The sequence below is a fragment of the Specibacter sp. NPDC057265 genome, assembly GCF_042668835.1.
Classification (GTDB): domain Bacteria; phylum Actinomycetota; class Actinomycetes; order Actinomycetales; family Micrococcaceae; genus Specibacter.
Map to the genome: position 1 here is coordinate 50616 of NZ_JBHUYE010000010.1, position 21470 is coordinate 72085.

A 21470-nucleotide genomic window follows, 5' to 3' on the forward strand; every position below is an offset into this window, starting at 1 on the left:
CCACCTGAGGAGTTCAGGGCCGTGGCACCACAAAGTCTTTCAACACCGCATCCTGCCCGTCCAGGGTGGCCCACGCCCCGTCATGTTCGAGTACGGCAAAGGCGCTGGTGGAAAATCCTGAAGCCAGATCCATATAGGCATGCTGGTCCGAGTCACGGGCGGCCAGGCGCAGCGCCAGCTCCTGGATCCCCGGCATGTGGCTGATGAGCAACAGGGTGTTCACCGTCTCCGGCACATGGTTGATGACAGCAAGCATGGCGCTTGCGCCGGCGGCATACAGCCCCGACTCCAGCTTGGGCGTGGGCGCCTTGTCCCCCAATTGCTGGCACACCCAGGTGCACGTCTGCCGGGTGCGCAGGGCCGAGGAGCACAGGATAAAGTCCGGCACCACCGCGTTGTCCATGAGCCACTTCCCGGCCAGCGGCGCCTCATTGTGGCCGCGTTGGGCCAACGGCCTGTCGTGGTCTTCCACGCCCAGGGGGAACGCGGCCTTGGCGTGGCGCATCAGGACCAGCCGCTTTATGTGGTGTTCACTCATTCCCCCAGTTTAGTGACAGCTGCAAAGCAACGACGGCGCCTGCCCCACGTGGGTGGGGCAGACGCCGTCGAACATGGTGAAAAGTGCTAGATGGAGTATTCCGGCGCGGCCCAAACAACCACTTCGGGGTGTTCGTAAAAGCGGTAGCCCTCGCCACGGACGGTGCGCACGGTGTTCGCCAGCCGGCCCAGCTTCGAACGCAGCCGACGGATGTGGACGTCGATGGTGCGCTCATTGGGGATCTCATCGGCGTTGCTCCAGAGGCCTTCCAGGAGTTCATCGCGTCCCACGGTGCGGGTGCCGTTTTCCACCAGGTAGTTCAACAGTTCAAATTCCTTGAACGTCAAATTGAGGGTGTCGCCGTCCAGGTGCACCTCGCGCCGTGCCAGGTCAATCAGCACACCCGTGGGACGCTGTTCGGCAACGGGCATCCGCACCGCTTCCTGCCGCGGGCGTGAAGCCACCGTGGGGTCTCCGAAGGTGGAACGGACCACGTCGAGGGCGGTGCCAACCGCATCCGAAGGCGCAATGGCCACCGCTGCATAGCTCTGCGCCTGCGGCACCAGCAGCTGGGCGTAGGCGCGAATGTCCTGGGCCAGCTTGGCCAGGGAGGTTCCCGCCGCTGCGGCGGTGTCTTCGTCAACGCCCACGTAGAGGACAAATCCGCGGGCCACATTGTCCGTGGCGACGCCGCGCAGTGCATCCCCGCCGGCAATGACTGGGGTGGGAGCGGTCATGGGAGTTGTTTCGGCGGCCGGAACGGCCCGCAGGCGGGCTCCGGCGTCGGTACGGTGGCTGGTGGTGTAACCAGGGAGTTCGGTCCGCCCGGCGTTGGCCAGGCTGGAGTTGCGTGCCACCACTTTGGCGGCATTTCGAACAGAGATGTGGACATACCCGGATGCTACTGACATTGAAACTACCTAAATGTATGGCCGTGTACCACGGCGCTTACGCGTTCACTGATTTCCCGACTGCTTGGGCCTGCATCTGCAAAAAGCTGAGAACTAGCCCGGCATTCGGTAACTACAGCAAAAGCGCCTATGCACGCCGGGGTGCAGAGCTGTTGCGCTTGCAGTACGTTCTGAGTGGAAGGTCACAAGTCACAGTGTGCTACGTAATAAAGCAAACGTGCAAGTAACATAGCGGCCAGGTGTCCACCATATGAGATTTTGCGCCGCTTTGTGATGAAGCCAACAGCGTAATATTAAGCGCATTGTTACGCGTCGTTTGCGCCATTTCGGAATTATTTTAGGGGATTTACCATTTCCGCGCTCATTTATTCGCCTCAATGTCTGGTTTGCTTCATTTGGTTCATCCGGGCATTGGGCGGGGGTTTGGGGTCCCGGCAAGATTCCTGGAATTCCCAGTGTTTACCCAGTTATTGCCGGTAGGTCAACGCTTGTTTACTGCTGGGGTACCTGCGGTGAAAGCGGCCGCTTTTTTCTCTGATTCAGCACAATGGCTGCAATCAGCCCACTGAGCACTGCCACCACGGCACCGAGGCCCAGGGACCAGCGGGCACCGAACTCAGTGGCGATCCAACCCACCAGCGGAGCCCCAATGGGGGTGCCGCCCTGCAGGACCACCATGTAGACGGCCAGCACCCGGCCCCGCATATTGGCATCGGTGGTCAACTGCACGGTGGTGTTGCAGGCATTCATGAACGTCAAGGACGCCAGACCCACCGGGACCAGCGCCACCGCGTACCAAAAGTAACTGGGCATGACGGCGGCAATGGCCACGGTGGCACCGAAGGTCATGGCACCGCCCACAATGTAGACCATGCGCATGTTTTTGCGCCGGGCCGCCAACAGGGCTGCCGCCAGGGTGCCGATGGCCATGACCGAGCCCAGCACCCCGTACTCCCCTGGGCCAACATTGAACACCGTGGTGGCCATCAGCGCATTGGTGATTTGAAAGTTCAGCCCAAAGGTGCCCACCAAAAACACCAACACCATGATCATGAGCAGCTCCGGCCGATGTCGAATGTATCGGAACCCTTCACGGATCTGGCCCTTGGCCCGCGGAACACGCACTGCGGGCATCAGCTCGTGCACGCGCATGCGCCACAGCGAAAAGATGACGGCGGCAAAGCTGGCTGCATTGATGAGAAAGGCGGGGCCGGTGCCCACCAGGGCAATGACCAGGCCGGCCACGCCGGGGCCGGCCAACCGCGCCAAATTAAAGGAGGCGCTGTTCAACGCCACCGCATTGGGCACATCCTCCTTGCTGACCACCTCGGAAACAAAGGCCTGGCGGGACGGGGCGTCAAAGGCGCTGGCTATCCCCAGCCCCAGGGCCAGGACGTAGACCTGCCATAGTTGTGCCGCATTGCCCACCACCAGCAGACCCAGCAAAAGCGCGCAAAATCCCATGGCCGTCTGGGTCACAAGCAGGAGTTTGCGCTTGTTGACGCGGTCCCCCAGCAGACCGGCATAGGGTCCCAGGAAGATGATGGGCAGAAACTGCAGACCCGTGGTGATGCCGGCGGCAGTGCCGGAATTGTTGGTCAGCACGGTCAAAACCAGCCAGTCCTGAGCCACCCGCTGCATCCAGGTGCCTATGTTGGAAATCAGGGCCCCTGACACCCACAGCCGGTAGTTGAACACCCGCAAAGCCCGGAACATGGAACCGTCACTCATCTAAGCGCTCATCTCCTGCAAAATCAAAGCAGCCTGGTGCAGGGTGGCCCGCTGTTCAGCTGTCAGGGCCTGCACCCGCTGGGCCAACCATGCGGTGCGTTTATTGCGGGCCCGGGCCAGGGCGTCGGCGCCTGCGGCCGTTATGGAAACCAGGATCTGGCGCTTGTCCAGCGGATTTTCAGTACGGTCTACCAGTTGGGCAGCGGCCAGGGCGTTGATGATCCTGGTCATGGATGGGGCTTGAATTTGTTCCTTCGCAGCCAATTGGCCCACCGTATGCGGCTCGACCGCGACCGCGGCCAGCACCGAATACTGGCCGGGACTGACTTCATGGCTGGCCGCTTCCGCCCGCAACTTGCGCGAGGTGCGCATGACAGCCACCCGCAGTTCGGCCGCAAGCGGGCCAACGCCGACCGCAGAAACAGGCCCAGCCCCCTTGCCCGGGGCCACAGCACGGTGCGGTGCGGACTCGTCTCTCAATGCAGCTCACTGTCTGTCGCGGATGGTTGTGGGGTTCCTGCCGTTCCATCGTAATTCTTTAGCATTGCTAAGTAAATATTGGCTGCGTCACTCCTGCGGTGCGGCCGGGCGTTATCAATATGTGACATTCCGGTAATTCATGGACTACCCTGTCATTGGCGCCCCCGGCACCGGGCCACCGGCTGCCATGGTTTGAATTACGACGCCGCGGCCCCGCCCACCTGCCGGGCCATGGCCAGACGCCCGCCGCCATTCACCCGGCACCCTTTGCACGCACCCTTTGCACGCCCAGAGAGGCTGATCCATGACTCAAGCACGTCACCACGGCCGACGCCGTGCTGAAAAGACGCGGGAATCAAGGCCTGTTGGCCAGGCCCCGGCCCGCACCCCCGCCCACAGGGCGCCAGCGGCCAAGGCCCCCGGCGCCGCCATGACAGCAAAGGGTGTGGCTGCAGTGGCCGTTGCGGGCACGTTGATGGCCGCCGGCGGTGTCGCCCAGCACGTGGGCAGCGATGCCAACCATTCGGCCGCAGTTCCCGCCCTGGCATCAGAAGTCCAGGCGTCGGAACCGGTGTCTGTTCCCAGCAATGCCGCCATTGACTTTGCGCAGCCAAATGTCAGCTCCAGCGTGTCCGCCTCCTCCGAAGCTGCCCCGCTGGCAGCCAAGGCCGGCTCCGTCACCGCCGTCAACGACCCGGCCGCAGCGAAGGCATTTGCCGCAAGCGAACTGCCGTCCTTTGGCTGGGGCGCCGATCAAATGCAGTGCCTGTCACTGCTCTGGCAGCGGGAATCGGAGTGGCTGACCGCTGCGGAGAACGCTTCCAGCGGCGCCTACGGCATTGCCCAGTCACTGCCGGCTGAAAAAATGGCCAGCACGGGCAGCGACTGGGCCACCAATTATGAAACCCAGATCCGCTGGGGTCTGGGCTACATTGCCGAACGCTACGGCTCCCCGTGCGGCGCCTGGGGACACTCGGAATCGGTTGGCTGGTACTAACGGCCGGCTTTAGTCCACGACCCCGTACAGGCGGTCGCCGGCGTCGCCCAAACCGGGCACAATGTAGGAATTTTCATCCAGGCCTTCGTCAATGGAGGCCAGCACCACATGCACGTTGTCACGGTTCCCATGCACTTGCTCCAGCTTGGCCAGACCTTCCGGAGCCGCCAGAAGGCAAATGCAGGTGATGTCCGCGGCACCGCGGGCGAAAAGGAAGTTAAAGGCCTCCACCAGCGTTCCGCCGGTGGCCAGCATGGGATCCAAAACGTAGACCTGACGCCCGGTCAAGTCCTCCGGCAGCCGCTCGGCATAGGTGATGGCCTCAAGGGTTTCCTCGTTTCGGGCCATCCCTAAAAAGCCAACTTCAGCGGTGGGCAGCAGCCGGGTCATGCCCTCCAGCATGCCCAGGCCCGCGCGCAGGATCGGCACCACCAAAGGGGTCGGTTTGACCAGCCCGGTGCCAATGGCTGCCGTCACGGGCGTTTCAATATTAACGGGCTCAACACGCACTTCACGCGTCGCCTCATAGGCCAGCAGGGTGACCAGTTCTTCCGTGAGCTGCCGGAATACCGGAGACGGGGTGGTTTTGTCCCGAAGAACAGTCAACTTGTGGGCAATAAGCGGATGATCCGCAACGAATACGCGCATGAATAAAAGTTACCATTGAGCCGTGCCCAATTCGCCGGACTTTTCCCTAATCGAGACCACCACCACGGCACTGCACGCCCAATGGATGGCTTTGGCACTGGCCCAAGCCCGGCAGGCGCTGGACACTGCCGACGTTCCCATTGGTGCGGTGGTCCTGGGTCCCGACGGCGGCGTGCTGGGTTTGGGGCGAAACGAACGCGAAGCCCATGGTGATCCCACGGCGCACGCCGAGGTGGTGGCCATCCGTGCGGCCGCCGCCAAACGCGGTGCCTGGCGCCTCGCCGACTGCACCCTGGTGGTGACACTGGAACCCTGCGCCATGTGTGCCGGGGCCATTGTGCTGGCGAGGATCCCGCGCGTCGTCTTTGGCGCCTGGGATGAGAAGGCCGGTGCGGCTGGATCCGTCTTCGACATCCTGCGCGAACGCCGCCTCAACCACTGGGTGGAAGTGTTCCCCGGTGTCCGTGAAGATGAATGCGCTGCGCTGCTGAAGGATTTTTTCGGCAAGCACCGCCAATAGGCTTCCGGACCCTCCGCGCGGACCCTCCACCGGCCATTTTTGTTGTAGCGCTTTGAGCCGGTAAGGTTGAGCCGTTGGTGACGTGTCCGAGCGGCCGAAGGTGCAACACTCGAAATGTTGTTCAGGTGAGAGCCTGACGTGGGTTCAAATCCCACCGTCACCGCCAAGTTGCAAGGCCCCTGCTTCCCTTTGTTTACAAGGGAGGTGGGGGTTTTGTTTTGCCCCGCGGACTGCCGGACTCAGGGGTGCGGCGCAGCGGGCGCAGACGTGGCAGCCGGCGTCGTCCCCCCGGCGGGTGGGGTGCTGGGCGGTTCGGCGACAGTCGCTCCGCTGCACCCGCCCAAAGACAGCGCCGCAAGCAGCAGTAAAGTTGTCCCCCCGGAATTTTCCCATGCCATCAATTTAATGGCCGGCCGCGGCAAAAGGGCCCAGCAGTCCACAGCAAGCACACAGGAAGCCATCAGTTATTTATGTGACCGGTGGCGGACAATGGAAGGCATGGAACATCCACGCCCGGCACCAGCAGCTTTGCCCAAGCTCACCCGCGCCGATGGCAGCCCCATCCGGGCGCTTGTGGTCGATGACGAGCCGGAACTGGCCGACCTCATGCGCCGCGGTCTGGAAATGACCGGCTGGGATGTCACCACGGCCCATGACGGATTTCAGGCCCTCAAAGCCGTCCGCGGCTTCACCCCGGACGTGCTGGTGCTCGATGTCATGATGCCCGGCATGGACGGCGTGGAACTGCTCCAACGCATCCGCACCATCCACCCCGATGTCCCGGCGTTGTTCCTCACGGCCAAGGACGCCGTCTCAGACAAGGTTCTGGGCCTGCAGGCCGGCGGTGATGATTACGTCAGCAAACCCTTCAGCATGAAGGAGGTCCTGCTGCGCCTGCACCGGATTGTCCAGCGCGCCGGCATCACCGCACCACAGTTCGCGCTGCTCACCGTGGGGGACCTGACCTTGAACAAGGACACGAAAACCGTCCAGCGCGCCGGCGCCGACATCAGCCTCACCAGCACCGAGTTTGAACTGCTGAAGTTCCTTATGGAAAACCCGCGCCATGTACTGAGCAAGTCCCGCATCCTTGACCGGGTGTGGAATTACGATTTTGGCGGCCAAAGCAACATTGTGGAGTTGTACATTTCCTACCTGCGCAAAAAGGTCGACGCCGGCCACGAAGCCATGATCCACACTGTGCGCGGTTCCGGCTACGTCATCAAGCCGGGCCCGTGAACGCACCCCGCACCGCCCGGCGCCTGGAAAAACTGCTGCACCCGGGCACCTGGCAGCTCAGCTCCCGCCTGGTGGCCGTCATGCTGGCATTGCTCACTGTCATCTGCATTTTGGTGGGCCTGGTCAGTTACACCACCTTGAGCCTGACGGTCAATAACCAGCTCGACTCCGAACTTCAGCAGGCCGCCCTGCGCACCGCCACTTTCTACCAAAGCGCAGGCACCGCAGCACGTGGCCCGGATCCCCTCAATGCCCGCGCCACCAGCGCCGGCCAGCTGAGCGCTGTGCTCAGCAACGATGTGGTCCATTACGCTGGCATCCTCTCCAGCGACGGCACCCGGCAGCAGCTCACCTTGGCCGACGCCGACGTCCTTGCCCAGCTCCCCACCGACGGCACCCTCGGCAACAGGGCCCTCTCCCTGGGGGATTACCGCCTGGCGGCCAGCTCCGCACCCAATGGCGACACCCTCATCACCGGCCTGCCGCTCGCCGCCACCGAACAGACCCTTTCGACCCTGGTCGTCTCCATTGTGCTGGTCTCCCTGGCCGGGCTTCTGGCCTTGGGCTGGGCCGGGACAGCCCTGATCCGCCGCAACATGCGCCCACTGGTCCAGCTTTCAGACACCGCCACCCGGGTGTCCACACTCAGGCTCGACGCCGGCGAGGTGGCGTTGCGCACCCGCGTCCCGGACAGCGCGGCCCGCCCCGGCACGGAGGTGGGAAATGTGGGCAACGCCTTCAATGCCATGTTGGACAATGTCTCCAACGCGCTGCTCGCCAGGCACCGCAGCGAAAGCAAGCTGCGTACCTTTGTGGCCGACGCCAGCCATGAACTGCGCACCCCGTTGACGGCCATCCGTGGTTACGCCGAGCTGCTCTCCATGACCGAACCGCTGAGCCCGGACGGGCAGACGGCGTTGGACCGGGTGCAGGAGCAGTCGGTGCGCATGACCAAGCTGGTGGAGGATCTGCTGACGCTGGCCCGCCTTGATGAGGCCCGTGCCGCCGTGGTGGAACCAGGCACAGTGAACTTGAGCCCGTTGCTGATGGAATCAGTCACTGACATGCAGGTGGCTTCCCCCGACCACCAATGGACCTTCGCCGTCCCGGAGCAGCCCGTGGAAGTGTCATGCGATGCAGATGCCATGCGCCAAGTGGTGCTGAACCTGTTGTCCAACGCCGCCAAACACACCCCCGCCGGCACGGTGGTGCACGCCTCCCTGGCCCTGGACCGTGGCGAGGCGGTCCTGGCAGTTGGCGACAACGGCCCCGGCATTGATCCCGGGTTTTTGGATGCGGTCTTTGACAGGTTTTCGCGGGCAGATGAGTCCCGCACCGGGGGCACCGGCAGCACTGGCCTTGGTTTGAGCATTGTGCAGGGGATTGTGCACGCCCACCACGGCACCGTGAACGTGTCCAGCGTTCCGGGCAGCACAATTTTCACTGTGCGCCTGCCAGCAATTCCGCCAACACCGAAGCACCCGCCGCGGCAGCCGGGCGGCAAATAAGCAATTGGGTGTTTTCCGCCTAAACTCGAAGGCAGGGTAGGAGAGTCTTTGGGAGGGAGCACCAGTGCAGCAGGCACCTTTTAGGCTGCTCCGCGCCTCGGTGGTGGGCGCCAGCTTTCTGGGCTTGGCTGCGGGCGCGCACCTCATGGCCGGCGGGTCCCTGCCGGCGGCACCCATCATGACGGCCATCCTGGCCCTGCATATCCTGATGGCCAGCTTTGTCACCAAGTTCCGGCTTTCCCTGCCCGTCATGACGGCTCTGCTCGCCGCCAGCCAAGTGGTGCTGCACCACGCCTTCGCTTTCCTCTCCCACGAGGTTCCCGCCGCTGCTGCGCTCGGGGCCAGCCACCTCGTGGGCCACGCCGCCCATGGCGACGCCCACCTGGCATCACTGCTGGCCCAGGCCGCGCCGCTGTCCGTCCATGCCGGTGAAGCCGGCGGCCATGGCGCCATGTCCGCCACCATGGCCGCGGCCCACCTGCTGGCCAGCCTGCTGAGCGCTGTGCTTCTTGCCAGCGGCGAGCAGGCCCTTTGGGGCCTTGCCGGCTGGCTGCGTCCACTGTGCAGAAGTGCCGCGGTGGTCCGGGTCCTGCCCCCACAAGGCCCGGGCTCGACGCCGACCCCGATCCCCCTGCCGCGCCTCCCCTGGCGCAATGCGCCCCCGGACACGCGGCGCGGGCCTCCAGTGCCGCGCCTTCTTTTGACATAGCACCCTTCGAACATCCCGCAGGGTGCGTTTTCCCTGCAGTGATTTCCGTTTCGAAAGGTTTTACCATGCGTTTTTCCACCACCTCCACCCTCGCCGTCGGCGCCACCGCCGGCCTCATGCTGCTGGGTCTGGGCAGCGCCTCCGCCCACGTCACCGCCACGCCCACCGAGACGGCCGCCGCTTCGTACTCCCTGGTCACCTTCGCCACCGGCCACGGCTGCGACGGTTCCGCCACCACCGCCATGACCATCACCTTGCCTGCGGAGTTGATGGACGCCACCCCCACCGTCAACCCCAACTGGACGGTCAGCAAGACCAAGGAAAAGCTGGACACGCCCGCCACCTTGGCCAATGGCAGCAAGGTCAGCGAGCGCACCAAGTCCATCACCTACACGGCCAAAACACCGCTGGCGGATGGCCTGCGTGAGGCCTTTGTGCTTTCCCTGCAGCTGCCCGACGCCGAGGGAACCACCCTGTATTTCCCCACCCTGCAGAGTTGCGAGACCGGGCAGACCGATTGGAGCCAGATTCCGGCCGAGGGCGCCGACCATGATTCAGTGGATGCCCCGGCGCCGGAGCTGACCATCACGGCCGCCGTGGCCGGAGACGGCCATGGCGGCCAAGGTGCGGATGGCGGCCATGGCGCAGACGCTGCCGGGGTCCAGGCCGCGGAGGCAACGGGCGGCGCCCCTGTCTGGCCTTCCTGGGTAGGCCTGGGTGCCGGCCTGCTGGGACTGGTTTTGGGTGCCCTGGCGTTCTGGCGCACCGGACGCAAGGCGTAACCATGCACGTTGACGCCCCAGGGCCGGCACCTTGGGGCGTTGGGTGAGTTGACTCGCGTGCCCCGGGGCGTAAAGGTGGAATCATGACTACAGCCCAGCGACGCAGCGCTTCCCCCTTTCGCCTCACCAGGGCTTTGGCACTGGCGGCGGTGCTGGGTCTGGGTGCGTCCCTGACCGCCTGTGGCGGACAGCAAGGCGCTGACACCCCGGGCACTTCCCCGTCCGCCGCCGGCTCAGCCGTGGCCACGCCTGAGGCCACGGCAGAGCCGGTCCCGTCCAGCCCGCCGGCCACCACGCCCCCGGTGGCCGCTCCCACTGCCGCCCCACCATCGGCAACGGGCAGCGCGCCGGCGGCCCCCGCGCCCCTGTGCACGGCCGCAGCGCTGACCGGCTCCCTGGGGGACGGGGAGGGCGCGGCCGGGCAGGTGTACTTGAAACTTGTTCTCACCAACACCTCCACGGCTGCCTGCATCCTGGACGGCTACCCGGGGGTGTCCATGATCATGGCGGGGACCACCACACCCATTGGCGAGCCGGCAGTGCGTGATGCGCAGGCGCCGTCGAACGGGCCCATCACGCTCACGCCCGGAAGCGCCGCCGGGGCCCGGCTGCACTACACGCAGGCCGGCAACTACCAAAACTGCCAGCACGTTCAGGCGCAGTCCATCCTGGTTTATCCGCCCAGCGCCACAGACAGCCTGGAAATCCCCCACCCGCTTTCGGCTTGCAGCAATGCCGGCATTAACTTGTTGACCATTGGCGCATTCCAGCCCTAGGCGGCAACACCACGGGATCCAAGCCGCTAGGGGCGCAGGGCCTCATTGGGGTCAAACTCTTCAAAGGAGCCAATGAAGCCGGGGTCGCTGTCCAGGGTTTCCCGGCGTCGGCCATGGCGCAGCACATGCAGGCGGTTGGCGGCGAAGGCCACAATGCCGGCGGTCAGCAGGTGCAAGGCCCCGCCCCACACGTCAGCATGGATCACGGCTGCCAGAAAGCCGGTCAAAGTCATGGCACCGCCCACTGTAATAAGCAGGCGAAGCTGTTCAAAGCGGCCGTAGACCATGAGGCCGATCCCCAGCACAAGCCACGGACCGGCACCGTTTAAAAAGGGCAGCAAAGCGCTCAACAGCAGGGCCGCCACGGTGCCACCGGCCAGGTAAAGGTAATGGTTGCGTGGGGCAAGCCACCACGACGGGTTCTTCCACAACCAGGCAAGGCTCAGCGCGCCCACCACCAGGGAGGCGGCAACGAAGAACGCCGCATTGGCGCCATTGCCACGTGCGGTCACCATGCTGATGGCCGCGCCAAGCAGAAACATCAATGACAATCCGAGGAAGGGAACCCAGTTGTTGCCAACGTGCCGTGTCTGCACTGCGCCTGCCTCCAAACCGTCCCAATAAGTAGCTTGACCCCCCGGGCATGCACTTAACGCCGGACCGGCCCCGGCATACCTTGCCGCTCCTAGGAATTAGATTACCGCTAGCCGCGGACACTCGTGGACAGCTGCCCAAATGTCAGTCCCATGCGGCATGATGGAGCCGTGCAAGGAACCAAGGCGAGCAGTGCTAAAAAGTCCACCATGAACCAGTTCGCAGCGCCCACCCGCGAATGGTTTTTAGGTGCCTTTGGGACGCCCACGCCAGCCCAGACCGGAGCGTGGGAAGCCATTGCCGACGGCGCGCACTCGTTGGTGGTGGCCCCCACCGGCTCCGGAAAGACGCTCGCGGCCTTTTTGTGGTCCCTTGACGGACTCATTGCCAAAGCGTCCGAAACAACCCCCGGCGGCACAAAACCCAAAACCCGCGTGCTGTATATTTCCCCTTTGAAGGCCCTGGGCGTGGATGTGGAGCGCAACCTCCGGGCACCCCTGATCGGCATCACCCAAACGGCGGCGCGCCTGGGCGTGGAGGCCCCGCATGTCAGTGTGGGTGTGCGCTCCGGCGACACCCCCACCGCAGAACGCAGGCGCCTGCTGACCCAACCCCCCGACATCTTGATCACCACCCCCGAGTCCCTGTTTTTGATGCTGACCTCCAAGGCGCGCGAGACCCTCACCGACGTGCAGACGGTGATCATTGACGAGGTCCACGCCGTGGCCGGCACCAAGCGCGGCGCCCACCTTGCCGTTTCCCTGGAACGGCTTGATGCCCTCCTGGACACCCCGGCCCAGCGCATTGGCCTGTCGGCCACCGTGGAGCCGCATTCCACGGTGGCCCGCTTTTTGGGCGGCGACGCGCCCGTGGCCATCGTGGCGCCCACCAGCACCAAGACCTGGAACCTTGCCGTGACGGTCCCGGTGGCGGACATGACGGAACTCCCTGCCCTCGCCTCGGCGCATGACGCGGGTCCGGCCTCCGGCCTGCAGCCCAACGCCTCCATTTGGCCGCATGTGGAGGAAAAAATCGTCGATGCGGTCCTGGCTAAAAAATCCACGATCATCTTTGCCAATTCCCGGCGCCTGGCCGAACGGCTCACAGGCCGGTTGAATGAAATTTACGTGGAGCGCCTGGAGCTTGCCGCCATGGCTGCCGCCCCGGAGCCCGCATCCGGGTCCGGGCCGGGGCCGTCCGACGCCGGACCCGCCTCCGTGCCGTGGCGGGCCCCCGCGGTGCCGGCCAAGCTGCCGGCGGAAATGATGGCACAGGCCGGGGCCGTGGCCGGCGCACCCAATGTTTTGGCCAAGGCCCACCACGGCTCCGTGTCCAAGGATCAACGCGCCTTGATTGAGGATGACTTGAAGTCCGGGCGGCTGCGCGCCGTGGTGGCCACCTCGAGCCTGGAACTGGGCATTGACATGGGGGCGGTGGATTTGGTGATCCAAGTGGAGTCTCCGCCCTCGGTGGCCAGCGGCCTGCAACGTGTTGGCCGCGCCGGGCACCAGGTGGGCGAGATTTCCGAGGGCCTGCTGTTCCCCAAGCACCGGGCGGATTTGCTGCATTCGGCCGTCACGGTGGAGCGGATGCTGGCCGGGCACATTGAGCCATTGTCCATTCCCGCCAATCCGCTGGACATCCTGGCCCAGCAGACAGTGGCAGCCACGGCACTGGAGGCTTTGGACGTCGATGACTGGTTTGACACCGTGCGCCGCAGCGCACCGTTTTTGGCCTTGCCCCGTTCGGCATTCGAGGCCACCTTGGATTTGCTGGCCGGCAGGTACCCCTCTGACGAGTTTGCCGAACTGCGCCCCCGGATTGTCTGGGACCGCACCGCCGGCACCATCACCGGCCGCCCCGGAGCCCAGCGCCTTGCCGTCACCTCCGGCGGCACCATTCCCGACCGCGGACTCTTTGGTGTATTCATCATTGGCTCCGAGGAGCCTGGTGCACCTGGCGCGGCCAACAAGGGCGGGCGCCGCGTGGGCGAACTTGACGAGGAAATGGTCTACGAATCCCGTGTGGGCGACATTTTTGCCCTTGGTGCCACCAGCTGGAAAATTGAGGACATCACCTTTGACCGGGTGCTGGTCTCCCCCGCCTTCGGACAGCCCGGGAAGCTGCCGTTCTGGAAGGGTGATTCCCTGGGCAGGCCCGTGGAGCTGGGCCGCGCCCTGGGCGCCTTCATCCGGGAAATCAGCGCCGCCCCGCGCAAAAAGGCCCTGGAGCGCTGCACTGCCACCGGTCTGGACGAGTGGGCTGCGAACAACCTGCTCAGCTACCTCGACGAGCAAAAGGCTGCCACCACCCAGGTTCCCGATGACAGGACACTGATGGTGGAGCGCTTCCACGACGAACTCGGCGATTGGCGTGTGGTGCTGCACAGCCCCTTCGGCATGCCGGTGCATGCACCCTGGGCCCTGGCCGTGGCGGCGCGTGTGCATGAGCGTTACGGCCTGGACGGCTCGGCCATGGCCTCCGACGACGGCATTGTGCTGCGGGTGCCGCTGATGGATGACGAGCCTCCCGGCGCCGATTTGTTCCTGTTTGACCCGGAGGAACTGGACGGCATTGTCACCGCGGAGGTGGGCGGGTCCGCCCTTTTTGCCAGCCGTTTCCGCGAATGCGCGGCCCGCGCCCTGCTGCTGCCACGGCAAAACCCGGGCAAACGCTCGCCCCTGTGGCAGCAGCGCCAGCGTTCGGCCCAGCTTCTGGATGTGGCCCGCAAGTACCCGCAGTTCCCGATCGTGCTGGAAACCGTGCGCGAGTGCCTGCAGGACGTGTACGATCTGCCGGCATTGAAAAACATTGCCGGCGCCATTGAGCGCCGCGAGCTGCGCATTGTGGAAACCACCACGAGCGAGCCCTCCCCGTTCTCCCGCTCCCTGCTCTTTGGCTACGTGGCCTCGTTTTTGTACGAGGGCGATTCCCCCCTGGCCGAACGCCGCGCCGCGGCGCTCTCCCTGGACCCGGCACTGCTGGATGAGCTGCTGGGCCGGGCCGAGCTGCGTGAGTTGTTGGATCCGGCGGTCATTGCCGCCACCGAAGCCCAGCTCCAGCGGCTGCCGGGCACCGGCGCAGACAGCGACCGCCGCGCCCGCGGCCTGGAGGGGGTGGCCGATCTCCTGCGCCTGCTGGGCCCGTTGACCGTGGCGGAAGTGTCGGAGCGTCTGCTTCCCGCCGAACCGGAAACGGACGCCGCCGCGCACGCGGCCCGGTCCGCTTCGCATGTGAACGAACTCGTGGCAGCCAACCGGGCCCTGCAGGTCAACATGGGCGGCGAAGCACGCTTTGCGGCCATTGAGGATTCCGCCCGCCTGCGTGACGCCCTGGGCATTCCCCTGCCCATGGGCGTGCCACTGGCCTTTTTGGAACCCGTGGGCGATCCCCTCGGGGATTTGCTGGGCCGCTACGCCCGCACCCACGGACCCTTCACGGCCGCCGACGTCGCCACCCGGCTGGGGTTGGGGATTGCAGTGGTCAATTCCGGATTGGCCCGCTTGGCCGCAGACAGGCGCATCACCGAGGGCGAGTTCCTGCCCGCCTCCATGGCGCGCACGGACGGGGCGCTGGAATGGTGCGACGTGCAGGTGCTGCGGCAGCTGCGCAGCCGCTCCCTGGCGGCGTTGCGGGCCGAGGTGGAACCGGTGGACGCAGCCAGCTACGCCCGCTTCCTGCCGGGATGGCAGCATGTCACCGCAGCCTCCGCTTCCCCGGCCCTGCGGGGTTTGGACGGCGTGCTCACGGTGGTGGACCAGCTGGCCGGGGTGCCCATTCCGGCGTCGGCCTGGGAGCCGCTGGTGCTGGCCGCACGCGTGGCCAACTATTCCCCCGCCCTGCTGGATGAGTTGATGGCCACCGGCGAGGTGCTGGTCTCCGGCGCCGGTGCGCTGGGGTCCAACGACGGCTGGCTGAGCCTGCACATTGCCGAGTCGGCGGAGCTCACCCTTGCCCCCGCGGCGGACTTTACCCCGGGCCCCCTGCATGAACGGGTGCTTGCGGCCTTGGCAGGCGGCGGAGCCTATTTCTTCCACCAGCTCCATGAGATGACGGCCGCCGGGGCCGACGCCGCCGACGGACAGCTGACGCCTGCCCTGTGGGAGCTGTTTTGGGCCGGGCGGATCAGCAATGACACCTTCTCCCCCGTCCGCGCCCTGCTGGGTGGTGGCCATACGGCGCACAAACAAAAAGCGCCGCCGTCCAGGCTGCGGCCTGCACGGGCCGGGCGCTACGGCCGCCTGCCCGGCCGGGCCGCCGGCACGCAGGGTGGCGCCCCGCCCATGAGTTCGGGGCGCTGGAGCCTGCTGCCCACCGTGCCGCTGGATGATCCGGCGTCCATGAACAGTGCCCAGGCCACCCTGCGCGGCCATGCCCTGGCCGAGCTGTTTTTGGACAGGTACGGTGTGGTGACCCGTGGTTCGGTCATGAACCACGGCCTCCCCGGCGGTTTCGGACTCATGTACAAGATTCTGGCGCGCCTGGAGGAAGGCGGAAAGTGCCGCCGCGGCTACTTCATTGAACACCTCGGCGCGGCGCAGTTCGCCGTTCCCGCCACCGTGGACCGGCTGCGAAGTTTCAGCGAGGACGCCACCGTGAACCCGCGTCCGCCGCAGGCCCTCGCACTGGCCGCAACCGACCCCGCCAACCCCTATGGTGCGGCCCTGCCCTGGCCGGCACTGGATTCCGGCCACCGGCCGGGACGGAAGGCGGGGGCATTGGTGGTGATGGTCGACGGCGTCCTGGTGCTGTACGTGGAGCGCGGCGGCCGGACACTGTTGTGCTTCAGCGGTGACGAGGCGCTCATTGGACTCGCGGCAGCCGCGCTGGTGGGTGTGGTCAAGCGGGGGGCCATTGACAAGATGGCGGCGGAAAAGGTCAATGGCCAAGAAATTCTGGGCAGTCCCCTGGCCCCCGCCCTGCTGGCGGCCGGCGCCTACAGCACCCCCAGGGGGGTGCGCATCCGTGCCTGAGGGAGATACGGTGTGGCGGCAGGCCCGGGATCTGCGCGCGGTCCTGGAAGGAAAGGTGCTCACCGCAAGTGACTTCCGGATTCCCGCGCACGCCACCTTGGATCTGAGCGGCCGGGTGGTGGAGTCGGTGCAGTCGCGGGGCAAGCACCTGTTGATGTACATTGATGCCGAACAGGCACGCGACCGCGTGGTGATCCATTCGCACTTGCTGATGGAGGGCCACTGGGACATTTATCCGGTGGGCAGCGATGGCCGCTTTGCGCGGTGGCGCCGGCCCGCCCACACGGCCCGGGTGGTGCTGCAAACCAGGCTGGCTTCCGCGGTGGGTTTCTCCCTGGGCGTGCTGGAAGTCCTGCCCGAAGCGTTGGTGGGCGGGGCCGTGGACCATTTGGGGCCGGATCTGCTGGGGCCGGATTGGGATGCGCAGGAGGCCCTGCGGCGTTTGCGCACCGATCCCGCCGAACCCGTGGGGCTGGCATTGCTGGATCAGCGGAAGATTGCCGGAATTGGCAATGTGTACCGCAGCGATCTGTGTTTCCTCGGTGGCGTGCATCCGGCGGTTGCCGTGGCCCAGGTCCCGGATCTGCCGCGCATTGTGGCCCTGGCCAAGCGCCTGCTGGAAGCAAACAAGGACCGCTCCGGGCGTTCCACCACTGGCGGTCCGGCACGCGGCGATGCCGCCTTTTGGGTCTATGGCCGGGCCGGGAGGCCGTGCAAGCGGTGCGGTGCCACGGTGCAGCACGCCAAAATTTTGGATCCGGCCCATCCCGTGCGGGCGCCGCGGGACATTTACTGGTGCCCGCGGTGCCAGCCCGAGCCCTAAGGCAGCGGCGGCTTTCCCGCGTTTGGGCCGGCCCACCGGTTTGGCTGCTGCGCAGACGTCGGTACCCTTGAAAGGTGATGAAATCCCCCCTCCCCGTGCGCAATGGCGTCAATGCCACGCGCATGCGCATGCCTGAAGAAGGTCCCTGGACAACCGCCATGGACTATGTGCTGGACAAATTCAACCATGTTGATCCGGCCGGGATTGTGGAGCGTTTTGAACGCGGTGAGGTCAAGGCTTTGGGCGGGGAGATTGTCACACCCACCACGGCCCTGAACGAGCATCTTTTTATTTGGTACTACCGCGAACTTCCCGTGGAACAGCGGCTGCCCGTGGAGCTGTCCGTGCTGCACCAGGACGAGCATCTGGTGGTGGTGGACAAACCACACTTTCTGCCCACCACCCCGGGCGGGATGTATGTGCAGGAATCGGCTCTGGTCAGGTTGCGCGTGCTGCTGGACCAGCCGGATCTGGTGCCCATCCACAGACTGGACCGCATGACGGCAGGTGTGCTGCTGTTCTCGGCCAATCCGGAAACCCGCGGCAAATATCAACTCCTGTTTGAAAGGCGCCGCATTGAAAAGACATACCGTGCCGTGGCACCCGTGCGCGCGGAGCTCCAGTTCCCCCTGGTGGTGCGCAGCCGCATGATCAAGTCACGCACGTATTTGCTGGCCGAGGAAGTTGCGGGCGAGCCCAATGCCGAGACGCGCATTGAGCTCATGGATACCCGGGTTGATCCCGTCGCGGGGCAAACCCTGGGGCTGTACCATCTGCAGCCGCACACCGGCAAGACCCATCAACTGCGCGTGCACCTGGCGTCCCAGGGCATCGGGATTCTTCACGACCCCTTCTACCCCGTGCTGCATGCCCAGGCCCCGGATGACTACAGCAAACCCCTGCAATTGCTGGCCCACAGCATCGCCTTCACCGACCCGATCACCGGCAAAGCTGTGCAGTACTGCTCAGAACTGGAGCTCTCCGCGTTTCCCAACCACAAGTAGCGCAGCACGGCGCAGCCTGCGCCCCTGTAGCTTCCTGTAGCTTCCTGTAGCTTCCTAGAGCGGAAGCCACTTGCCCGCGGACCTGCGGTAACTGCGCACGGCGCCCGTGGTGGCCACCTGGCCCACCCCATGCGCCATGGAAACGGCGGCATTGCGCGCATACTGGTTCTCGGCGTCGTACTCGCTGGCCTCCACCATGAAACGCACCGTGATGCGTGGAATCCCGCCAGCTATGTCCAGCTGATTGGCTTCCACCACATGGGCGGACCCAACTGTGGCCACGGCCATGTCCATGACTTCTTCAGGGGCATGGCCGGGCAACAGTCCGGTGATTTGCAAGGTGGCGCGAAAGGAGGGCATGTCTTGAGCCTATTGCCGTGGGCCGCTTTTAGCCGGTGTTGCGCAGACCCGCCGCCACACCGTTGATGGTGATGAGCATGGCACGCTGCAGGCGTTCGTCCACCTCGGATTGGGTGATGTCGGCCTCGCGGACGCGGCGCAGCAACTCCACCTGCAGATAGGAGATCGGGTCCAGGTACTGGTCGCGGACGTTCAAGGAGCGCTTGAGCAGCGGCTGGTTGTCCAGCAGCTCGGTCTCCCCTGTGAGCAGCTGCAGTTCCGCCACGGTCAGATCGTATTCGGCGCGGATGCTGGCGAACAGGTGGCGCAGCGGTTCGGGGACCAGGGTGGCCACGTAGTGTGCGGCAATGTCCATGTCCGTCTTGGCCAGCGTCATTTCCACATTGGAGATGGTGGAGGAGAAGAAGTGCCAGTGCAGCAGCATTTCCTTCAGTTCCACCTCATGGCCGGCTTCCCGGGCAGCCTTCAGCCCGGATCCCACACCAAACCAGCCGGGCACAATTTGACGTGACTGGGTCCAGCCAAAAACCCACGGAATGGCGCGCAGGCCGCCCAAACCGGAACCGGAATCGGGCCGTTTGGAGGGCCGGGAACCAATGTTCAGGCTGCCCAGCTGCTCCACGGGGGTGGAGGCCAGGAAGTACGCCGGCAGATCCTCATGGTCAATCAACGCCCGGTAACCTTCAAACGCGGCGTCGGACATGACTTCCATGACGGCGCCAAAACGTTGCAGCTCATCCTCGGAGTGGCGCGGCGCCTGGTGCAGCGCCGAGCCCTGCATCACGGCCGCCAGGGACAGTTCCAGGTTCTCCCGCGCCAAATCCGGCAGGGAGTACTTGTCCGAAATGACCTCGCCCTGCTCGGTGAACTTGATGGCACCTTCCAGGACGCCGTTGGGCTGGGCCATGATGGCGTCATAGGTGGGCCCGCCACCGCGGCCCACGGAACCGCCGCGGCCGTGGAACATGCGCACATTCACGCCGTGTTTGACCGCCACGTCGCGGAGTTTGCGCTGGGTCTTGTGGATTTCCCACTGGCTGGTCAGCACACCCGATTCCTTGTTGGAGTCCGAGTAGCCCAGCATGATTTCCTGCACATTGCCGCGCAGGCGCACCAGTTCCCGGTAAGTGGGGTCGGAGAGCAGCTGGTCCACGATTTCGGCTGAGGCGCGCAGTTCATCGACTGTTTCCAGCAGCGGTGCGAAGCCGATCTTGGCGTACCGGTTCTCGCCGGTGAGCTGCACCAGACCGGCTTCACGGGCCAGCACGGCCGGTGCCAGCACGTCATCGGCGCCGCGGGTCATGGAAATGATGTAGGTTTCCACCACGTCGGGGCCGTAGCTGCGCAGGGCGCGGCGCACCACGCGGAAGACGTCGTACGTGCCGTTTGCTGCGCCGTCGAGCTTGATTGGATGGCCGGAAAGCGGACGCTGGCTGGCCAGTTCGGTGCTGAGCACGGCCATGCGCTCGGCACGGTCCAACTCGGCGTACGGCTTCCCGAGTTCCCCCACGCGGTCCATGAGCTGGCCGACGGCGTCATGGTGGTAGTCGGCGTGCTCACGGATGTCCAGGGTGGCCAAATGCAGCCCGAAGGAGGAAATGGCCCGGCGCACGGAGGCCAGGGCGCCGTCGGCCACCAAAGCCGCCGAGTTGTTGCGCAGCGAGCTTTCCAGCAGTTCAAATTCCGCAATGAGTTCGGCGGTGGAGCTGTAGTCACGGCCAGGCTCGTGGTAAGCGTCGGCGGCAACACGTTTCTGGGTGTTAATGAGCTTGGCCTTGATGCAGGTGAGCTTCAGACGGTACGGCTCGTCGGCGTTCAGCTCCAGAATCCGCGGATCAATGGCCGGCAGTTTGGCAAGGTCCACGGCAATGGAATCGTTCAGCGCAGCATCGGCCCCATACAGGGCGCTGGAGTTGGAGAGCACCGTCAGCAGCTCATCAATCAGGCCCAGTGAAATCTTCACGGCATTTTGGTTTTGCAACACCAAAACTTCCCGGGTGACCTGGGAGGTCACGTTCGGGTTGCCGTCGCGGTCACCACCAATCCACGAACCAAACCGCAGCGGTGCGGCGTCGGAAGGCAGCACCACGCCATGTTCACCGAGCAGGTCGCTGAGCTCCGTGAGCACCTCGGGCATGGCGTCGGTGAGGATGTTGCGCAGGTAGTAGATGGCGTTGCGCGCCTCATCCATGGGGGTGGGACGGACCTTGCGCAGCTCATCCGTCTGCCACATCTGGTCAATGATCTCCGCCAGTTTCCTGTCCTGGCGGGCACGGCTGGTGGTGCCTTCCTCCGAGGGCGTGGCCAAAATGTCGGAGAGCTTGCGGATCTTGTCCAGGACCGAGCGGCGTGAGGCCTCGGTGGGGTGGGCAGTGAAGATGGGCCGCACATCGAGTTCATTGACCACTTTTTGCAGCGCCTCGGCGCCGGCCTTTTCAGCGATCTCGGTGACGGCCTTCGCCAGCCAGCCGTCCTTTTCCGCACGCGTGCGCAGACTGCGCACACGGTGCACCTGCTCGGCCGCATTGGCCAGATGGAAGTAAAACGCGAAGGCACGCACCAAATCCGTCGCCTGCTCAAGCGGCAGGGAGGCGAGGACTTCGCGGACCTGTTCGGCGACGTCGTTGGCACTCCAGGGGCCCGTGCCGGTCTCCCCCCGGGCAGCCTCCTTGGACTCCTTGGTCAACAGGCGCACCTGCTCCACAAGCGCCAGGAGGTCAGGACCATGCTGGCGGACCAGGGATTCACCCAGCAGCGTGCTGACACGGCGCACATCTGCGCGCAGATCGGTGTCCGGCTCCTGATTGTTCGCAGTGCCCTGGGGGTTCGGTTGCAAGTCTGAGCTCATGAGTCAGCGTCCTTACGGTCTGTGCATGG

At 65.1% G+C, this 21470-nt stretch carries 18 protein-coding genes and 1 tRNA gene; 11 read left to right on the forward strand and 8 right to left on the reverse strand.

The features are described 5' to 3' along the window. Positions 1 to 13 precede the first annotated feature (13 nt). The 4 genes from ACFUCV_RS09180 to ACFUCV_RS09195 all read right to left on the reverse strand — a co-directional run bounded on the left by ACFUCV_RS09180 (position 14) and on the right by ACFUCV_RS09195 (position 3552). Positions 14 to 538 carry a SixA phosphatase family protein gene (locus tag ACFUCV_RS09180; RefSeq protein WP_380814824.1) on the reverse strand — a complete coding sequence of 175 codons (525 nt, stop codon included), beginning with the start codon at positions 536 to 538 and terminating at the stop codon, positions 14 to 16. A gap of 86 nt (positions 539 to 624) precedes the next feature. Continuing rightward, on the reverse strand, positions 625 to 1449 hold the full coding sequence (locus ACFUCV_RS09185) for a winged helix-turn-helix domain-containing protein (protein ID WP_380814828.1): 825 nt from the start codon (positions 1447 to 1449) through the stop codon (positions 625 to 627). Between the two features lie 492 nt (positions 1450 to 1941). After that, entirely contained in the window at positions 1942 to 3180 is a 1239-nt protein-coding gene (locus ACFUCV_RS09190) for an MFS transporter (RefSeq protein ID WP_380814832.1), read from the reverse strand. Continuing rightward, positions 3181 to 3552, reverse strand: a complete 372-nt coding sequence (locus ACFUCV_RS09195; RefSeq protein ID WP_380814835.1) for a MarR family winged helix-turn-helix transcriptional regulator — start codon at positions 3550 to 3552, stop codon at positions 3181 to 3183. Between the two features lie 412 nt (positions 3553 to 3964). Between ACFUCV_RS09195 and ACFUCV_RS09200 the strand changes: the two genes are divergently transcribed. Next, positions 3965 to 4657 (forward strand): transglycosylase, encoded by a 693-nt coding sequence (locus tag ACFUCV_RS09200; protein ID WP_380814838.1) that lies wholly within the window; start codon positions 3965 to 3967, stop codon positions 4655 to 4657. Between the two features lie 9 nt (positions 4658 to 4666). Here ACFUCV_RS09200 and upp read toward each other — a convergent pair whose 3' ends face one another. Continuing rightward, entirely contained in the window at positions 4667 to 5305 is a 639-nt protein-coding gene (upp, locus tag ACFUCV_RS09205; RefSeq protein WP_380814840.1) for a uracil phosphoribosyltransferase, read from the reverse strand. Positions 5306 to 5327: 22 nt separating this feature from the next. Here upp and tadA point away from each other — a divergent pair, with 22 nt between their 5' ends. From tadA to ACFUCV_RS09240, 7 genes are all read left to right on the forward strand, one after another. Continuing rightward, a complete protein-coding gene (tadA, locus tag ACFUCV_RS09210) occupies positions 5328 to 5825 on the forward strand; it encodes a tRNA adenosine(34) deaminase TadA (protein ID WP_380814842.1) in 498 nt (165 codons plus the stop codon). A gap of 76 nt (positions 5826 to 5901) precedes the next feature. Beyond that, positions 5902 to 5991: transfer RNA gene (locus ACFUCV_RS09215), tRNA-Ser, on the forward strand. Positions 5992 to 6323: 332 nt separating this feature from the next. Continuing rightward, positions 6324 to 7064, forward strand: a complete 741-nt coding sequence (locus ACFUCV_RS09220; protein ID WP_380814844.1) for a response regulator transcription factor — start codon at positions 6324 to 6326, stop codon at positions 7062 to 7064. Then, the gene (locus tag ACFUCV_RS09225; RefSeq protein ID WP_380814847.1) at positions 7061 to 8572 is read left to right on the forward strand and encodes a sensor histidine kinase; all 1512 of its coding nucleotides are present in this window, start codon (positions 7061 to 7063) and stop codon (positions 8570 to 8572) included. The genes ACFUCV_RS09220 and ACFUCV_RS09225 overlap by 4 nt, the downstream gene beginning before the upstream one ends. Before the next feature lie 64 nt (positions 8573 to 8636). Then, positions 8637 to 9281 (forward strand): hypothetical protein, encoded by a 645-nt coding sequence (locus ACFUCV_RS09230; protein WP_380814850.1) that lies wholly within the window; start codon positions 8637 to 8639, stop codon positions 9279 to 9281. 65 nt (positions 9282 to 9346) lie between these two features. Further along, on the forward strand, positions 9347 to 10063 hold the full coding sequence (locus ACFUCV_RS09235) for a YcnI family protein (protein ID WP_380814853.1): 717 nt from the start codon (positions 9347 to 9349) through the stop codon (positions 10061 to 10063). 83 nt (positions 10064 to 10146) lie between these two features. Next, complete coding sequence (locus ACFUCV_RS09240) at positions 10147 to 10839, forward strand: DUF4232 domain-containing protein (RefSeq protein ID WP_380814855.1); 693 nt, start codon at positions 10147 to 10149, stop codon at positions 10837 to 10839. Between the two features lie 26 nt (positions 10840 to 10865). Here the strand turns inward: ACFUCV_RS09240 and ACFUCV_RS09245 are convergent, their stop codons facing one another. Continuing rightward, positions 10866 to 11435, reverse strand: a complete 570-nt coding sequence (locus ACFUCV_RS09245; RefSeq protein ID WP_380814857.1) for a hypothetical protein — start codon at positions 11433 to 11435, stop codon at positions 10866 to 10868. Positions 11436 to 11642: 207 nt separating this feature from the next. On the opposite strand from ACFUCV_RS09245, the gene ACFUCV_RS09250 reads away from it, so the two are divergent. From ACFUCV_RS09250 to ACFUCV_RS09260, 3 genes are all read left to right on the forward strand, one after another. Beyond that, positions 11643 to 16406: an ATP-dependent helicase gene (locus ACFUCV_RS09250; protein WP_380814859.1), complete on the forward strand. Its 4764-nt coding sequence runs from the start codon at positions 11643 to 11645 to the stop codon at positions 16404 to 16406. Beyond that, complete coding sequence (locus tag ACFUCV_RS09255) at positions 16399 to 17229, forward strand: DNA-formamidopyrimidine glycosylase family protein (protein WP_380814861.1); 831 nt, start codon at positions 16399 to 16401, stop codon at positions 17227 to 17229. The genes ACFUCV_RS09250 and ACFUCV_RS09255 overlap by 8 nt, the downstream gene beginning before the upstream one ends. A 77-nt stretch (positions 17230 to 17306) precedes the next feature. Further along, a complete protein-coding gene (locus tag ACFUCV_RS09260; RefSeq protein WP_380814863.1) occupies positions 17307 to 18233 on the forward strand; it encodes an RluA family pseudouridine synthase in 927 nt (308 codons plus the stop codon). Between the two features lie 54 nt (positions 18234 to 18287). Here the strand turns inward: ACFUCV_RS09260 and ACFUCV_RS09265 are convergent, their stop codons facing one another. Both ACFUCV_RS09265 and ppc read right to left on the reverse strand, forming a co-directional pair. Beyond that, the gene (locus ACFUCV_RS09265) at positions 18288 to 18593 is read right to left on the reverse strand and encodes a hypothetical protein (protein WP_380814865.1); all 306 of its coding nucleotides are present in this window, start codon (positions 18591 to 18593) and stop codon (positions 18288 to 18290) included. A gap of 28 nt (positions 18594 to 18621) precedes the next feature. Beyond that, the gene (ppc, locus tag ACFUCV_RS09270; protein WP_380814867.1) at positions 18622 to 21441 is read right to left on the reverse strand and encodes a phosphoenolpyruvate carboxylase; all 2820 of its coding nucleotides are present in this window, start codon (positions 21439 to 21441) and stop codon (positions 18622 to 18624) included. Between the last annotated feature and the right edge of the window lie 29 nt (positions 21442 to 21470).

Coding starts and splice junctions, on each gene's coding strand:
- ACFUCV_RS09240 (WP_380814855.1), top strand. CDS start 10,147: ATGACTACAGCCCAGCGACGCAGCGCTTCCCCCTTTCGCCTCACCAGG.
- ACFUCV_RS09180 (WP_380814824.1), bottom strand. CDS start 538: ATGAGTGAACACCACATAAAGCGGCTGGTCCTGATGCGCCACGCCAAG.
- ACFUCV_RS09200 (WP_380814838.1), top strand. CDS start 3,965: ATGACTCAAGCACGTCACCACGGCCGACGCCGTGCTGAAAAGACGCGG.
- ACFUCV_RS09265 (WP_380814865.1), bottom strand. CDS start 18,593: ATGCCCTCCTTTCGCGCCACCTTGCAAATCACCGGACTGTTGCCCGGC.
- ACFUCV_RS09250 (WP_380814859.1), top strand. CDS start 11,643: ATGAACCAGTTCGCAGCGCCCACCCGCGAATGGTTTTTAGGTGCCTTT.
- ACFUCV_RS09235 (WP_380814853.1), top strand. CDS start 9,347: ATGCGTTTTTCCACCACCTCCACCCTCGCCGTCGGCGCCACCGCCGGC.
- ppc (WP_380814867.1), bottom strand. CDS start 21,441: ATGAGCTCAGACTTGCAACCGAACCCCCAGGGCACTGCGAACAATCAG.
- upp (WP_380814840.1), bottom strand. CDS start 5,305: ATGCGCGTATTCGTTGCGGATCATCCGCTTATTGCCCACAAGTTGACT.
- ACFUCV_RS09195 (WP_380814835.1), bottom strand. CDS start 3,552: ATGCGCACCTCGCGCAAGTTGCGGGCGGAAGCGGCCAGCCATGAAGTC.
- ACFUCV_RS09185 (WP_380814828.1), bottom strand. CDS start 1,449: ATGTCAGTAGCATCCGGGTATGTCCACATCTCTGTTCGAAATGCCGCC.
- ACFUCV_RS09260 (WP_380814863.1), top strand. CDS start 17,307: ATGAAATCCCCCCTCCCCGTGCGCAATGGCGTCAATGCCACGCGCATG.
- ACFUCV_RS09190 (WP_380814832.1), bottom strand. CDS start 3,180: ATGAGTGACGGTTCCATGTTCCGGGCTTTGCGGGTGTTCAACTACCGG.
- ACFUCV_RS09220 (WP_380814844.1), top strand. CDS start 6,324: ATGGAACATCCACGCCCGGCACCAGCAGCTTTGCCCAAGCTCACCCGC.